General features: G+C 44.5%; 13 protein-coding genes. 12 read left to right on the top strand and 1 reads right to left on the bottom strand.

The genetic code is table 11. The features are described from left to right. Positions 1-14 precede the first annotated feature (14 nt). From HY960_08910 to HY960_08860, 11 genes are all read left to right on the top strand, one after another. Positions 15-1,547 carry an OmpA family protein gene (locus tag HY960_08910; GenBank protein MBI5215860.1) on the top strand — a complete coding sequence of 511 codons (1,533 nt, stop codon included), beginning with the start codon at positions 15-17 and terminating at the stop codon, positions 1,545-1,547. Positions 1,548-1,681: 134 nt separating this feature from the next. Further along, the gene (locus tag HY960_08905) at positions 1,682-2,869 is read left to right on the top strand and encodes a thiolase family protein (protein MBI5215859.1); all 1,188 of its coding nucleotides are present in this window, start codon (positions 1,682-1,684) and stop codon (positions 2,867-2,869) included. Positions 2,870-2,923: 54 nt separating this feature from the next. Continuing rightward, the gene (locus HY960_08900) at positions 2,924-3,361 is read left to right on the top strand and encodes a four helix bundle protein (protein ID MBI5215858.1); all 438 of its coding nucleotides are present in this window, start codon (positions 2,924-2,926) and stop codon (positions 3,359-3,361) included. A gap of 141 nt (positions 3,362-3,502) precedes the next feature. Beyond that, positions 3,503-4,360: a 3-hydroxybutyryl-CoA dehydrogenase gene (locus HY960_08895; GenBank protein ID MBI5215857.1), complete on the top strand. Its 858-nt coding sequence runs from the start codon at positions 3,503-3,505 to the stop codon at positions 4,358-4,360. 186 nt (positions 4,361-4,546) lie between these two features. Beyond that, the gene (locus HY960_08890) at positions 4,547-5,686 is read left to right on the top strand and encodes an acyl-CoA dehydrogenase (protein MBI5215856.1); all 1,140 of its coding nucleotides are present in this window, start codon (positions 4,547-4,549) and stop codon (positions 5,684-5,686) included. A 15-nt stretch (positions 5,687-5,701) separates the two neighbouring features. Next, positions 5,702-6,208, top strand: a complete 507-nt coding sequence (locus HY960_08885) for a hypothetical protein (protein MBI5215855.1) — start codon at positions 5,702-5,704, stop codon at positions 6,206-6,208. Between the two features lie 29 nt (positions 6,209-6,237). Continuing rightward, positions 6,238-7,713 (top strand): glycine--tRNA ligase, encoded by a 1,476-nt coding sequence (locus HY960_08880; protein MBI5215854.1) that lies wholly within the window; start codon positions 6,238-6,240, stop codon positions 7,711-7,713. A 40-nt stretch (positions 7,714-7,753) separates the two neighbouring features. After that, positions 7,754-8,590, top strand: a complete 837-nt coding sequence (locus tag HY960_08875) for a fibronectin type III domain-containing protein (GenBank protein MBI5215853.1) — start codon at positions 7,754-7,756, stop codon at positions 8,588-8,590. Between the two features lie 28 nt (positions 8,591-8,618). Next, positions 8,619-9,404 carry a hypothetical protein gene (locus tag HY960_08870; GenBank protein ID MBI5215852.1) on the top strand — a complete coding sequence of 262 codons (786 nt, stop codon included), beginning with the start codon at positions 8,619-8,621 and terminating at the stop codon, positions 9,402-9,404. A gap of 63 nt (positions 9,405-9,467) precedes the next feature. Continuing rightward, complete coding sequence (locus HY960_08865; GenBank protein MBI5215851.1) at positions 9,468-10,661, top strand: tetratricopeptide repeat protein; 1,194 nt, start codon at positions 9,468-9,470, stop codon at positions 10,659-10,661. Next, positions 10,661-11,404 carry a ZIP family metal transporter gene (locus HY960_08860; GenBank protein ID MBI5215850.1) on the top strand — a complete coding sequence of 248 codons (744 nt, stop codon included), beginning with the start codon at positions 10,661-10,663 and terminating at the stop codon, positions 11,402-11,404. Before HY960_08865 ends, HY960_08860 begins: the two co-directional genes overlap by 1 nt. A gap of 65 nt (positions 11,405-11,469) precedes the next feature. Here the strand turns inward: HY960_08860 and porQ are convergent, their stop codons facing one another. Beyond that, on the bottom strand, positions 11,470-12,405 hold the full coding sequence (gene porQ, locus HY960_08855; protein MBI5215849.1) for a type IX secretion system protein PorQ: 936 nt from the start codon (positions 12,403-12,405) through the stop codon (positions 11,470-11,472). A gap of 168 nt (positions 12,406-12,573) precedes the next feature. Between porQ and HY960_08850 the strand changes: the two genes are divergently transcribed. Further along, positions 12,574-16,359, top strand: a complete 3,786-nt coding sequence (locus HY960_08850; protein ID MBI5215848.1) for an immune inhibitor A — start codon at positions 12,574-12,576, stop codon at positions 16,357-16,359. Positions 16,360-16,372 lie beyond the last annotated feature (13 nt).

The raw sequence follows: 16,372 nt of genomic DNA, 5'->3' as shown, positions 1-16,372 counted from the left end.
GGAGATACCGCCCTATGAAACATATTGGATACTGCTTATTGGTAGCGCTACTCACATTCAGCTCTCTTGGCGAGAATTTCGCTCAGGGTTGGGCTGGAGAGACCGGAATTGGCGCGGGCTTTGGCTTTTCTGTCCCTCAAACGACAGTGAAAGGACCGAAGTACCGACCATACTCACACATCTTTATCCGGCATTACGCTGAAGAGAATGTAGCAATTCAAACAGGATTTGGTCTTGCATTTCTTGAAGCAGAACGAAATTCTTCTTTTTTCCAATCACTTGTTGTTCCGATTGATGTTCGATTACTCTTTCATCCGGCGAACCAAGGAAAATTTGGTTCGTACTTGTTTGCCGGTGTTGGTGCGACAATGTATCAACCTAAAGACAGAAATGATAAAGTCTTGCTGAAGGCAGAACAATGGATGGCTGAGGCGCCGGTTGGCGGAGGATTGCAGTGGTGGTTCTCATCAAACACGGCGGCTGAACTTGCCGGAACATACCATTTTGGTTTTACGGATAATCTCGATGCAGTTTCCGCCGGAAGAAATGATTCTTACTGGAATTTGTCGCTTAACTTTTTCGCGTTCTTGCGCGGTGAAGAAGTCGGTATCGAGTTTCGTCCGGAAAGCGGCGACCGCGATATGGACGGATTATCACTTGATGAAGAACGCCGTTACGGGACTGACCCGAACTCGGCTGATACAGATGGCGATGGTTTGACCGATGGTGAAGAAGTTCACACATATCAAACCGATCCGACAAAAGCGGACACTGATGGAGATGGTTTAACCGACCGCGAAGAAATTTTTACGTACAAATCGAACCCGCTCAACAAAGATGCTGACGGTGATGGATTAACCGACGGCGATGAAATTCTGAAGTACGGTACGAATATGTTGAAAGCCGATACTGATGGTGACGGACTCTCCGATGGTGAAGAAGTTCTTACGTACCACAGCAACCCGACAAAGGTTGATACTGACGGCGATGGTTTGACTGACTTTGAAGAAGTCAATAAATACAGAACAGATCCGACGAAAGCCGATACCGATGGAGACGGCTTGACGGATAAAGATGAGATTGAAAAATACCGGACGAATCCGCTCTTTGCCGATACGGATGAAGGTGGAATGGATGACGGTAAGGAAGTCGAACTTGGGTTGAATCCTTTGAATCCAAAGGATGATATACCGACGATTAGTTTCGATAAAGCAATTATCTTCCCGAAAGTACAGTTTGCAACAGCAAGCGCGAATTTACTGCCGGATGCGAAGAAGACACTCGATAAAGTTGTTGCAACATTGTTGCTTAACCCGAATGTTCAGGTTGCGATTTACGGACATGCCGACCGACGCGGTACAGCGAGTTTCAATTTGAAGTTGTCAAAATCGCGTGCTGAGTCTGTGAAAGCATACCTTGCTCAGAAAGGTGTGAAAGCGAGCCGTATCATTACAAAAGGATTCGGGTACACACGACCTGTTGCCGATAACGCATCGCCCGAAGGTATGGCGCGCAACAGACGTATTGAGTTTATCAGAATCAAGTAAGAATGTTAGATTGCTCGATGAGTAATCTATAAAAGTAAATTGTTGTTTGTCAGTTAGAAAAACGCCTGAGTAGGTTTCTGCTCAGGCATTTTTTTGATGGTAATCAAACCGGAATATTTAAAAAGAGAAAAATTATGAATAATGAAGTTGTTATCGTCAGCGCGTGCCGGACACCGATTGGTTCGTTTGGCGGCGCGTTAAATAATTTTACCGCGCCGAAACTTGGCGCTATTGTTATTGAAGAAGCAGTGAAGCGCTCGGGTGTGAAAAAGGAACTGGTGAATGAAGTCATTATGGGTTGTGTGCTTCAGGCGGGGGTCGGACAAGCGCCGGCACGGCAAGCGGCTATTTTTGCCGGCTTACCGGAATCAGTGCAAACAATGACGGTACATAAAGTCTGCGGCTCAGGATTGAAATCGATTATGCTTGGAACGCAGGCAATCCGTCTTGGCGATGCTGATGTTGTGGTCGCCGGTGGAATGGAAAGCATGTCGAACACGCCGTACTTGCTAGAGAAAGCGCGCACCGGTTACCGTATGGGACATGGTCAGGTTGTTGACTCGATGGTGAAAGACGGACTGTGGGATGTCTATAATAATTTTCACATGGGAAACGCGGCGGAGATTTGTGCGAAGGAATGTCAGATTCCCCGCGAAGCGCAGGATGAATTTGCGGTGATGAGTTACCAACGAGCACTCGAAGCACAGAAGAACGGATTGTTCACCGAGGAAATTGTGCCGGTGAAGATTGAACAAAAAGGAAGTGAACCGGTTATTGTTTCCGAAGATGAAGAACCGAAGAAAGTGAAGTTCGATAAAATCAAAACACTCAAACCTGCGTTCGATAAAGAGGGAACTATCACAGCCGCAAATGCTTCAAAAATAAATGACGGTGCGGCGGCAGTGGTATTGATGTCGGAAGCGAAAGCACAGGAACTTGGAATCAAGCCACTTGGGAAAATCATCAGTTACGGTTCATTTGCTCAGAAGCCGGAATGGTTTACCACAGCACCCGCATATGCAATGCAACAAGTTCTTGCTAAAGCGAATAAGAAACTTGAAGAGATTGATTTGTTTGAAATCAATGAAGCGTTTGCTGTCGTCAGTCTCGCGGTGAATAAAATTCTCGGACTTGACCCGAACAAAGTGAATGTCAATGGCGGAGCGGTGGCACTCGGACATCCGATTGGCGCAAGCGGAACACGCATCATGGTGACGCTTCTTCATGCAATGAAGCAACGAAACGTTACAACAGGCATGGCAGCGATTTGTATTGGCGGCGGCGAAGCGAGCAGTGTGATTGTTGAACGTACTTTTTCCTGATGGTATACTGGAGTTATGGAGTTATGGAGTGTTGGAGTAATGGAGTATTAGATTATGATTGAATACACGAAGTTGCGGAATATCAATCGTGGTTATATGAAACTCGATGTTTGGCAGAAGGGAATAGATTTATATAAATTTGTTTGGGATTCCACTGCAAACAAAGGGATTGATTTTAAACTTCGCTCTCAGATAATCAACTCGGCGCAGTCTGTTTCTTCAAATATTTCAGAAGGGTACTGTCGAAAGTCAGTAAATGAATACGTGCAGTTTCTTTATATTGGATTAGGTTCGCTTGGTGAAACAATGACGCGGATGATCGGTTTGAAAGCAACAAATCAAATACCTGAATCTCAATTTAGTGAGTTTGATATACTCCATTATGAAGTGGAAAACAAAATGCTTCGACTTATTGAAAGTCTTGAGAAGAAGAAAGACGATGGAACATGGATTAGCCGAATATCGGAAGATATCCCAGATTACAATCCTTAACGGCGAGATGGATTGAAGGGGAAATGGAAAAACGGAGTGATGGAGTTTTGGAGAGATGGAGTTTGATAATAAGTACTCCAACACTCCATCTCTCCAATACTCCGCAAGAAAATAAAATTACATTGCAAAGAAAGAGAAACTATGGAAAATAACACTAAGGTAATTACAGTCATTGGCGGCGGAACGATGGGCAATGGTATCGCTCATGTCTTCGCTCAGTTTGGATTTTCTGTTTGTCTGAATGACATCAAACAGGAATTTATTGACCGCGCACTAAAAACGATTGGCGGAAATCTTGACCGTCAAATCAAGAAAGGAACACTGACGGAAGAGCAGAAGCAGGCAACGCTTTCCCATATCCGAACGACCACATCGTTGGAAGAAGCCGCGAAAAATGCCGATATTATTATTGAAGCGGCAACGGAAGATAGAACAATCAAGAAAGAAATTTTCCGTTCGCTCGATTCATTCGCTCCTACACATGCGATTCTTGCTTCGAACACTTCTTCGATTTCCATTACGGAACTTGGAGCGGTGACGAAACGACCACAACAAGTGATTGGAATGCACTTCATGAATCCTGTTCCGATGATGAAGTTGGTGGAAGTGATACGCGGATTAGCAACGTCTCAGGAAACATATGACTCTGTAAAATCGCTTTCCGAAAAGTTGGAAAAAACTCCGGTAGAAGTGAACGATTATCCGGGTTTTGTTTCCAATCGCGTTCTTCTCCCGATGCTCAACGAAGCGATGTATTGTGTGATGGAAGGAGTCGCAACTCCCGAAGCGATTGATACCGTGATGAAACTCGGGATGAATCATCCGATGGGTCCGCTCACACTTGCCGATTTCATCGGACTCGATGTTTGTCTCTCGATTATGAATGTACTATACGAAGGTCTCGGCGATTCAAAATATCGTCCATGTCCACTGCTGAAAAAGATGGTCGCGGCAGGACATCTTGGAAGAAAAACGGGTCAAGGGTTTTATAAGTACTAACCCTAACCGTCATTCCGACGAATGTCGGCATCTGTTTCGGCTGCGTGGTAACAGATGCCGAAATAAATTCGGCATGACGTTGTTGTGGATTTTGCAACATCTAAGAATGGAACCAAGTTTTCAGAGCTTACTCTAACTACAAAACAAAAAACCAAAACAAGAAACTATTAACCAAAAACTGAATCTATGAATTTCGATTTCACTGAAACCCAAATAATGATACGCGATACTGCCCGTCAGTTCGCACAGGATGAATTAGCACCAACCGCACACGACCGGGATGAAAAAGAAGAATTCCCGCATGACGCGGTGAAGAAACTCGGAGAACTTGGCTTCATGGGAATGATGGTGCCGGAACAGTACGGCGGCGCGGGACTCGACACGACAAGTTACGTTCTTGCAATGGAAGAAATTTCCAAAGTTGATGCTTCTTGCGGTGTTATCATGTCGGTGAACAATTCGCTCGTGTGTTACGGCATCAATGAATATGGAACGGAAGAACAAAAGCAGAGCTATCTCATTCCGCTTGCGACGGGTAAAAAACTCGGAGCGTTTGCACTTTCGGAACCGGAAGCGGGAAGCGATGCGACGAATCAGCAAACAAGCGCTGTCCGCGATGGCGACTCGTACATTCTGAACGGGACGAAAAACTTTATTACCAACGGAGCGAATGCCGATGTTATCCTCGTTATGGCGGCGACGAACAAAGCATTGGGTGCGAAGGGTGTCAGCACGTTCATTGTTGAAAAAGGAACTCCCGGACTTTCCGTCGCAAAGAAAGAAAAGAAAATGGGAATCCGTAGTTCGGACACGGTGTCGCTTGCGTTTCAGGATTGCAAGGTTCCTGCCGCAAACAGAATCGGCGATGAAGGATTTGGCTTCAAGTTCGCGATGAAAACACTCGATGGCGGACGCATCGGCATTGCATCGCAGGCGCTTGGCATTGCAATGGCATCGCTTGATGCTTCGATTCGATACTCGAAAGAACGGAAAGCATTTGATATGCCGCTTGCCCAGCATCAGGCAATTCAATTTAAGATTGCCGATATGGCTACACGTATCGAAGCGGCGCAAATGCTGACACTGAAAGCGGCATCAATGAAAGATGCAAAACAACCGTACGGTAAGTACTCGGCAATGGCAAAGTTGTACGCATCCAAAGTTGCCGTGGATGCCGCTCTTGATGCAATTCAGATTCACGGCGGATACGGCTACATCAAAGAGTATCATGTCGAGAGGTTTTTGCGTGATGCAAAGATTACGGAGATTTATGAAGGGACATCGGAAGTGCAGCGCATCGTTATTGCGCGTGAGTTGCTACGATAGTTGTAAGGTCGTTCCTTGAAGTTTGAACAGAAACTAATTTCCCGTATTTTTGCCATCATGACATTGGCAGGAATATCGTTCGGGTTGTACTCGACGAAGAATCCTGTCCGTGCAGTAGCAAAATCAGAGACGAAAGAACCGACGTTCCTGCAAGTCAATCTTGATGAGATTAATGTGCAGGTGGATTCGCTCTTGGTAAAACACGGAATCTTCCTGAAAGCAGTTCGGAAGAAGAAGATTCAATCAAAGGAAAGCGATTTTGTGAGAATCGAACGGCAAGTGCCGACACCACCGGAACTTGTTTCCGTTTTAATGACAGCCGACTTTCATGCGATGGCAAAACGGTACGATGGTCGTGCTGTCGCTTCTGAAAATCTCAAAGAAAATACGGTGACGATTCATATCGAAGCAGGAAAAAATATTGTGCAGTCGTTAGTGTTGAAACCCGCTCCGTGGGTGTATGAGACGAAGACGAAGGATGTGAAAAAGAGCGCGAAAGCAAAACAGAAAAGAAAACGATAAATCAAACAGTAGTTCATAGAATCATTATAATGTCTAAACCAAATCAAAAATCAGATACACAGTTAATGGAAAAACTCGTCTCGCTCTGCAAGCGTCGCGGGTTTATTTTTCAATCAAGTGAAATTTATGGCGGATTAAACGGAGCGTGGGATTACGGTCCGCTTGGCGTTGAGTTGCTTCGCAATATCAAAGATGAGTGGTGGAAAGCCATGACGTACCGTGAAGATGTCGAAGGAATTGATGCGGCAATCCTGATGCACCCGCGTGTGTGGGAAGCATCCGGTCACGTCGAGAATTTCACCGACCCGATGGTGGATTGTAAGCAATGCAAAGCCCGCTACCGTGTGGACATTTTGTTTGATGAACTTTCTGTCAAGAAACAGAAGGATGTATTGCGTGAACTGGAACCCGAAAAATTTCAAGGACAACAAAAAGACGAATTTATTATTGAAGAATTCAAGAAGCGTGTGGACTCTGCTCAAAACTCACTGCTCGCCGCTTTAAGCTGTCCGAATTGCGGAAACAAAAATTCCTTCACGGAAGCGCGTACGTTTAATCTTATGTTTAAGACGTATGTCGGTCCGGTGGAAGATTCGAGCGCTGTTGTCTATCTCCGACCGGAAACAGCACAGGGAATTTTCGTGAACTTCCTGAATGTGCAGAGCGCATCGCGGCAGAAACTTCCGTTCGGGATTGCTCAAATCGGGAAAGCATTTCGGAATGAAATCAATACGAAGAATTTTCTTTTCCGCACGCGGGAGTTCGAGCAGATGGAGATGCAGTTTTTTGTCAAGCCGGGAACCGATGTTGAGTGGTTCGAGTACTGGCGAGAACAACGGATGAACTGGTTTGTCAATCTCGGAATGCCAAAAGAAAAATTGAACTGGCACCAGCACGAGCCGGGGAAACTTGCACACTATGCGAAAGACGCGTACGACATTGAGTTCGCGTTTCCGTTCGGTTGGGGAGAAATCGAAGGAATTCATAACCGGACGAATTTCGACTTGTCCCGTCACGAGGAATTTTCCGGCAAGACGATGAAGTATTTTGATGAAGAATCGAAAGAGAAATTTACTCCGTTCATCATAGAAACATCGGCTGGAGCGAGCCGTTCGACGATGGCGTTTCTTGTCAATGCGTACAATGAAGAAGAAGCGCCGACGGCTGAAGGCGGAACGGAAACACGCGTCGTGTTGAAATTTCATCCGAAACTTGCGCCAATCAAAGCGGCGATATTTCCGCTCGTCAACCGGGATGGAATGCCGGAAATTGCAAAGAAAATCGAGCAGGAACTCAGACCGAAAATGCGTGTGTTCTATGACGACAGCGGTGCGGTCGGTCGCCGGTATCGCCGTCAGGATGAAGTCGGCACTCCGTTCTGCGTTACGGTTGATTCGGAAACGCTTGAAAACCAGACTGTAACGGTTCGAGACCGCGATTCCATGACGCAAGAGCGTGTTGCAATTGACCGCCTAAGTCAGTATCTTTTGACCAAAGTTTTTTAGTTAATCAAATTATTTATTCATTTTTTTAGGGATAATAACCATGAAAAGAAATATTTTTTCCATACTCCTTCTTGTCGTTCTCGGAAGCATGGCGATGTTACTGCTTGCAGGATGCGATAAAGAGGACACTGTAACTCCACCCGATGAATTTGATCCACCATCGGGGTTACAAGCGTTATCAAAAGATACAAAAGTGACATTAACCTGGATAGCATCAAATGCAGCAGATGTTGCATATTATCGAATAATAACAAGAGATGCTGCTCGGGTTTACAAGGATAGTGCTCAGGTTAACAAATCTATCTTGACGCACACTGTTGAGAATTTAACGAACGGACAAAACTATTGGTTTTATGTACAAGCTATAAAAACCGATGGAGAGAAAAGTGTTGCGGATAGTTTACAATGGGGACCGACCGAAAGGTTCCTGGAAAAAAATATTTTTGAGTTTTCCTCTGCATACCCAAATCCTTCCGGTTTTCAGTTCTCGACTGGGAATGAATATACTATGACCTCTGGAAGCGGTGGAAGACCAGACAACAGAGCCAACATAGATATCTGGTTAGATGGACGAGGAACAGGACTACAACTTCGATGCCCGAGAAGTGTGAACCCCGCAGACACAAACTGGCGTTTAACAAAATTTGCAACAACACCCAATATTAATGACTTAGATACGCAGGTTGATATACCGTCGTTTAGCAGTTTTGATACAACCTCATTAACAGTTTCTGTGAATAGGGTGTATTGGGCTTATACTGCTGATGGACATTATGTCAGATTCCAAGTAAAAGGAACGTCGGGTGTCTCACCGGATAGAACGGTAAGTATTAAAACCGCGTATAATCGTGGTTTTGGTGCTTGGGCAAAAAAATAATCACCCGGTAAAAAAGAATTAGTTTAAAGTGTTGAAGGTAATTGGTTGCTTCCTCCTTGCCCTTTTAGTTTTTCAATCCTGTAAGAATGATGAGGGACCGGTTCAACCAAATGATTTCTTGCCACCTTCGAATGTAAAAGCATTATCGAAGGATGGAAGTGTAACATTGTTTTGGACGACACAAAGCAATGCTACGGGTGTTAGGATAGTGACACTTGGCGTGGATAGTACGCTTGTTGATAGTACTCAAGTTGATGCATCAATTACCTTTTACACGATAGATAGTTTACTCAATGGAGAAAACTACATCTTTTATCTTTTTTCAGTTAGAGATAATGGCGAAGTAAGTAATGCAACTGTATTTTCTTGGGGACCTGCTCAAAAGTTTTCTTCCATACGTATCTTTGAGTTTGATTCTGACAAAGAACGTGGTTTACAGTTTTCTACACAGAGTACGTTCAATCTTCTACCAAGTACTGTGCGATATATTGATGTCTGGCTGGATGGAAGTGGAAATATGCCGTTGAAACTATCTAATCCAAGATTTATCCTTGTATCAGGAAGTGGTAAGCGAGATACGAGAATAGTTGCCACTGCAAATAATTCTCTTAATGAACAGGTAAATGTACCATTGTTATCTTCCTTTGATACAATAGGAGTCAGCGTTGCACAGAAGAAAGTTTACTTTGCTTACACGTATGATGGACACTATGTCCGGTTTCAGGTTGATAGCATTGGAGGAGCGTTTCCTGAACGATTTGTGGATTTGGTCTATCATTACAACGTCGGTTACGGTGAATGGGCAAAACGATAATTTCCTGTTCATCAATTTATCATAGCCGATCAGCATCTGGTCGGCTTTCTTTTTCTTTGTTTGATGTTTAATCTTGAATCACCATCCTCAATCGTGAATCTTCAATCTCACAAAATATTTTTTTCTTCCATTCTCTTTCTGTTTTACGTTTTGAATGTTGAGGCGCAATGGTCATCCGATTCTTTATTTAATGTTCACACGCAACGGGGAATCAATTATGTCTATGACCTTCAGTTTGAGAATGCACGAAAAGAATTTAAAGAACTGATTCGTCTCCAACCCGACCATCCGGCGGGTCATTTTTTTCTTGCAACGATTGAATGGGAACGGATTCTCATTGACCTCGATAACGAATCGAACGATGAACGGTTCATTACATTGCTGGAGAAAACAATTGACGTATGCGATGAACGATTAGATAAGAATGAAGATGATGTGACAGCGTTGTTTTTCAAAGGAGGTGCAATCGGGTTTCGGGGACGGTTATACGCGAACCGTGAAGATTGGGTGAAAGCGGCAAACGACGGAAGAATTGCGTTGCCGATTGTTCAGCAGGCATACAAGTTGGCGCCGGCAAATTATGATGTTTTGCTCGGCATCGGTATTTATAATTATTATGCCGAGTTGATTCCCGAACAATATCCGTTCGTCAAGCCGTTGATGATTTTCTTTCCTGACGGCGACCGCGCGAAGGGAATGAACCAGTTGCGACAGGCATCGGAGAAGGCGAACTTTGCCAACATAGAAGCATCATACTTTTTAATGCAATTGTTGTTTCAGTATGAAAAGCAATTCGGGAACGCGTTAGAGATTGCTGCCCGCTTGCATGAAAAATTTCCGAACAATGTTGTGTTCCATCGGTATGTCGGACGATGCCGCGCAGCGCTTGGACATTGGGATGAAATGACGGCAGAGTTTGATTCGATTCTTTCCTATGTAAGCATCGGCAAGTTGGGCTACAACAAAAATGTCGAGCGGGAAGCGCATTATTATCTTGGTTTGAGCGAAATGCAAAACGGACGACACGATGCGGCGTTACGTCATTTCTACAAAGCGGACGACCTTTCCCGTTCGTTGGATAAGAACGGTCCGTCCGGTTTTATGATTATGTCGAACTTGCGTGTCGGGATGATTTATGATGCGCAATCGAAACGCGAGTATGCAATCAAACAGTACAAAAAAGTTCTGGATATGAAAGAGTATCAGGACTCGCACAAGTCTGCAGAGAAATATTTGAAAACACCGTACGGAAAATAATGCTAAGGATTTTATTATTTGGTATGCTGGCGTCCGCAGTCGAAGTTCTCGGCGGCGTGCTGGTGTTATACAAAAAAGATTGGCCCCGCAAAGCGCAGGAATATCTGATGGCGCTGAGCGCGGGCTTTCTCCTTGCGCTGGTATTTTTTGAATTGGTCCCGGAGAGTTTGAAGTTGCTCGGCGGCGCGGCTTCGTTTTATATCGTTTTGGGGTTTGCAGTCCTGCATTTTTTTGAACACACCATTGTCGGGCATTTACATTTCGGGGAAGAAACACACCACGAAGTCATGGTTTCCAAAACAGCGAGTATGGCGGCAATTTCCGGGATGTTGATTCACGCCTTCTTCGATGGATTATCCATCTCGGCAGCAATGCAGTTTGATTATTCTATCGGCTTGCTGATATTTTTTGCAATCATTCTCCATAAAATTCCGGAAGGAATTACCGTGGCATCCATTACACTTGCATCAAAACAAACAGTGAAGACGGCGATGCTTGCGTTACTCACAATCGGCGGCGCTACGACGCTCGGAATCGTTGCGGCATTTATTTTAGCGCAGGTGAATCAATCGTTGGTGGGGATTGCATTTGCATTTACGGCGGGAACAGTTTGTTACGTCGGCGCCAGCGATTTAATTCCCGAAATCAATCGCTCGGAAAACAGGATTGCACCTCTTATTGTTCTTGCGGGAATGTTACTTTTCTACTTCAGTCAGAGTTTGTTGGAAAATCTTATCTCCTGAAGTACGATTGACGATTTACGATTGAATTATTCTTATCAATCTGCAATGTTGCAATCCTCAATGAGTCAATTGATATTAATTCCAAGACTTACCCGGTGAATCGAACCAATTTTTCCCAGTGAGTTGAACGCATAATCAATCATATACAATTCGGATTGGAAGCCAGCGCCGATGGAAAATCCCGCGAGACCGGAACTTGTACCGAGTTTTAATTCACGACGCTTCTCGTTGTTGTAACCAAATCTCAACGCAACATTTTCACTTGCTGTAAATTCTATGCCAACAGCAAATGTTTTGAACCTGTCGAGAATATTATCTTGTTGCTCATTCATTTTACTGAAGCCAATGGAAATTGCGGCAGGCACATGTTCAGGATAAATTGTCGCTCCGACCTGTACATTCAACGGGAGATTTTCTCTTGTGTTGATATACGGGTCGAGTTGAGCGCCAATATTCGTCACGCTTGCACCGAGGATAAAACTTTGAGGGGAGACAACGTACCGTACGCCAAGGTCAACTGCAACCGCTGTTGATTGGTATCCTCCGATGGAAGAAAAAATAAATTTACTGTTCACTCCGTATTGCAAACCGTTTTCCATTTCGGCGCCGTAGCCAAGCACCGCGGCAAAGTCACCTGCGTTGAACGTTCCCAAATCCTGACCTTCTTCTCCCGTCATTTGAAATTCACCATAGTTTGTGTAAAGCAAACCGAGACCGACGCTTCCAAAATTATTGATGTTTCTTGAGTACGAAGCGTGTCCCGAATTAATATCAAGCAGGTGTTTGAAATACCCGAATGAAAGTTTATTGTTCTCAAGCGTGGCAAGTCCTGCAGGATTGTAGAAAATAATGTTCGGGTCGTTCGCGACGGAAACAAAATTTCCGCCCAGCGCTGCCGCCCTCGCGCCTACATCCTGCCGGAGAAAATCATACGTGCCTCCGGCAAAAAGGAGAGGGGTGAAACAACAAAAGAGGCAAAAAGTGAAAAGGATATTCTTCATAATAAAAATGATTCAATGATACTCAATGAGCCGTAGGCAATCGTCATTCGTCAATAAACTCGGTGGTAAATCTATCAAAATACCGATTGAGAACCAAACCCGTTTGTATCTCTCATGCTTGAGATTCCCACAGCAATTCTCTATATTTGTCCTAACAATTTACAATCCATGAACATCACAACCATGAACATCCGACTTCTTGTATTAGTTTCACTTTTTCTTTCTTCATTGTTGATTGCCGAACCACCTGAGAAGGTTTCGCGCATCAAAATTTACATTCCCGACAGAACTTCGCTCGAACAAGTGTGGTCTTCGGGGATTGATTATTGCGGTATGAGTGGCAAAGTCGGAGATTGGATGGAGTTTGTCGCAGGTAGATTTGAACGTGAGAAACTAACGGAAATGGGTGTCGGTTTCGAAGTTGTTATTGATGACATGGCAAAGTTTGAAGAATCGAGGTTGACGAAAGAACCTGTCAATGCGCTTGGATTTGGCTACGGAAGCATGGGAGGATATTACACGTATGCAGAGGTCGGCAGACAATTGGACACGATGAAGTTACAATACCCATCACTCATTACAACGAAAGCCTCGATGGGGACAACAATTGAAGGTCGTTCAATGTGGTTTGTAAAAATTTCCGATAACCCGGATACCGAAGAAGGCGAGCCGGAAGTTTTGTACACTGCGCTTCATCATGCGCGTGAACCGGAAGGGATGATGACGGTGATGTATTACATGTGGTGGCTGTTGCAAAACTACGGAACGAACGACGAAGCAACATATCTCGTGAACAACAGGCAAATGTACTTTATCCCGGTGATGAACGCTGATGGTTATGTCTATAATCAGACAACAAACCCCAGTGGCGGCGGTATGTGGAGAAAGAATCGAAAAAATAATGGTGACGGTACGTACGGCGTTGACCCTAATCGAAACTATGGCCCGTATTATATGTGGAATGCATCGAATGGCGGCTCAAGCACAACGACGAGCAGTGAAACGTATCGCGGCACAGCACCATTTTCAGAACCGGAAAACGCGGCGATAGATGTGTTCATGCGGGCACATAATTTCAAAACTGTATTTAACTATCACACCTATGGAAATTATCTCATTTATCCATACGGATACACATCAAGTGAAAACAGCGACTCACTCATTTACCGTGAGTGGGCGTATGACATGACTGCCGATAATCATTACACGAATGGTACCGACCAACAAACAGTCAATTATTCAACAAGAGGGAACTCGGACGATTATATGTTTGGAGATACATCGCTCGGCAAAGCACGAACGTTCGCGATGACTCCCGAAGTTGGAACATCCGGTTTTTGGCCCTCGACCGGTGAGATATTTCCTCTTGCACAACAAAACCTCAGACAGAATAAAGAACTATCCTACTTAGCAGGGTCATATTCAAGTCTGAAAAACTACTCAGTTATTGATGAAGGAGGCAATGGATTTTTTGACCGAGGTGAGGCATTTTCGTTATTGCTCAACATAAAAAACAAGGGACTCAAAACTGCACAAGGATTGAATGTCAACATCGCTGCCTCTGATGCGTCAGTGCAGTTTTTATCGTCTACTATTGTTGTTGATAGCATCCCTAAGCAAGTTACAACACCGGTGACATTTACAGGAAACGTAATCGGAACAGCGGTGACCGGAGTTCCATTCTGGCTGTATATCACGCAAACAGATGGCGATGGATTTTTGAAACGTGATACGATAAAAATGTTTTTGGGAACTCCTGCGACATTGCTTGCAGACAGTGCGTCGAGCGGCACAGGGAATTGGACGACGGGTTCCGGTTGGGGAGTGACGACAACATCACATTCCGCACCCAATGCTTTTACGGATAGTCCGAGTGGTAACTATTTGGCGAACGCGAACAATTCGCTCACATTGAACAGTCAAATTAACTTGGTAAGTTATCAGTATTCGCAACTGAAGTTCTGGACGAAGTGGGCTATCGAACCCTCGTGGGATTTTGCAACAGTAGAAATTTCAACCAACAACGGCTCCAGTTGGGCGACATTGAAAACGAAACTTTCACATTCCGGTTCAGGTCGTGCAACTTCTCAACCGACAACTGCCTGGGGATTTGAAAGTTACACGCCGGGGTTAACATGGGTAGAACAAGATGCTGACCTCAGCAGTTACTCAGGAAGTCAAATCAAAATCCGTTTCCGTGTCGCGGCAGATGGCGGAGAACAACGTGATGGATTTTATGTTGATGATATTCGTTTGTTCGGGTGGAATCCGAATTATGACACAGCCGCGGCAAGTACGCCTGCGCTCAACTATCCGCCGAACGATTCGCTCAATATTCCTCGAAGACCGACGTTACGTTGGTACTCATCTTCAGCGGCATTGAGTTATCGTTTACAAGTTGCTTCTGATGTTGATTTCACTTCAAACGTGTTTGACGATTCTACACTGACCGACACGGTGAAAATGCTTCAACCGTTGAATTATAACACGCAATACTGGTGGCGCGTTTGGGCAAAGAATAATGTCGGTGCAAGTGACTTCACAGATGCATGGACATTCACAACCATCGTCGCTCCGCCTGCTTTGCCAACACTTGTGTTTCCGGCAAACGCTCAGCAATTACTTCCCCTTACGACAACCTTAACCTGGAATACAGCCTCCGGAGCCGCTTCATACATCATCCAACTAGCAAGCGATACCAATTTTACTTCTTTGTTGATTGATGATTCCACGCTAACCGATACTTCGAAAGAAGTTTCGGGATTGAATCTTGACTCGAAATATTTCTGGAGAGTGAAAGCGGTGAACATTGGTGGAACGAGCATGTTCTCAGAAATCAGAAGTTTTTCTACGCTTGGAACTCCGCCAGCCGCGACTCTTCTCGTTGAACCGGAAAACGGTTCGACGTATTTACCATCTACCTTGCAATTCGAGTGGAACAGTGCGGTAGATGCAACTCGGTACCATCTACAAATTGCTACGGACTCACTTTTCACTTCAATTGTCTTTGATGATACGACAATCACTCAAACATCAACAATCGTTGGACCGTTGGGAGATGAAGTTACATATTTCTGGCGTGTTCGTTCGCTGAATGATTTCGGCGCGAGCGAATGGACTTCAGGTTGGAACTTCACAACCGGAACAAAAACAATTTTAGTCTCTGTGAATCACAGGTGGAATCTGCTTTCCGTTCCGCTAGCTGTTCCTGATTATCGAAAATCAACATTGTTCGGTAGTTCAACTTCATCAGCGTTTGCTTTTGAAGGTGCGTATGTTGAAAAGGAAACTCTTGCAAACGGTGTTGGATATTGGATGAAATTCAACGGCGCGCAAAATGTTGGCGTCGTTGGAAATACTCATCAATACCAGTCAATACCGGTCAGCGAAGGATGGAACTTAGTCGGTTCAATTTCTGACCCGCTTTCAGTCAACATGATTACTTCTAATCCGGGGGGAATTGTTACCTCTGAGTTTTATGAATACACAAGCGGGTATTCCATCACGAATACTATTCAACCAGGAAAAGGATATTGGGTAAAAGTGAATCAGGCGGGAACGCTTATACTGTCGTCCTTAGTCAATAGTTATTTGTCATTAGGAAAAATAAAAATTGTTGCAATGAACGAGTTACCACCCCCGCCGCCTGAAGGCGACGGCAACACACCCGAAACCCGAAACCATAAACCCGAAACCTTCAGTTTAGAACAGAACTATCCGAACCCGTTCAACCCGACAACGGTTATCAGTTTCCAGTTGCCTGTTTCCGGTTATGTTACCCTGAAAATCTATAATATGCTCGGGGAAGAAGTCTCTTCTGTGGTTGAAGGAAATGTTGAAGCAGGTTACAAATCGGTTGAGTGGGATGCCTCGAACTTGTCGAGCGGGGTTTACACGTATCGGCTTGTAACAGGCGAATTTCATTCATCGAAGACGATGATGTTGATGAAGTAAAAGTAGATGAGTA

The organism is Ignavibacteriota bacterium (assembly GCA_016212665.1).
In the GTDB taxonomy this organism is placed as follows: Bacteria; Bacteroidota; Ignavibacteria; order UBA10030; family SZUA-254; genus FW602-bin19.
The sequence above is the reverse complement of the archived record's forward strand: the minus strand, read 5'-3'. Positions and strand labels throughout refer to the sequence as shown.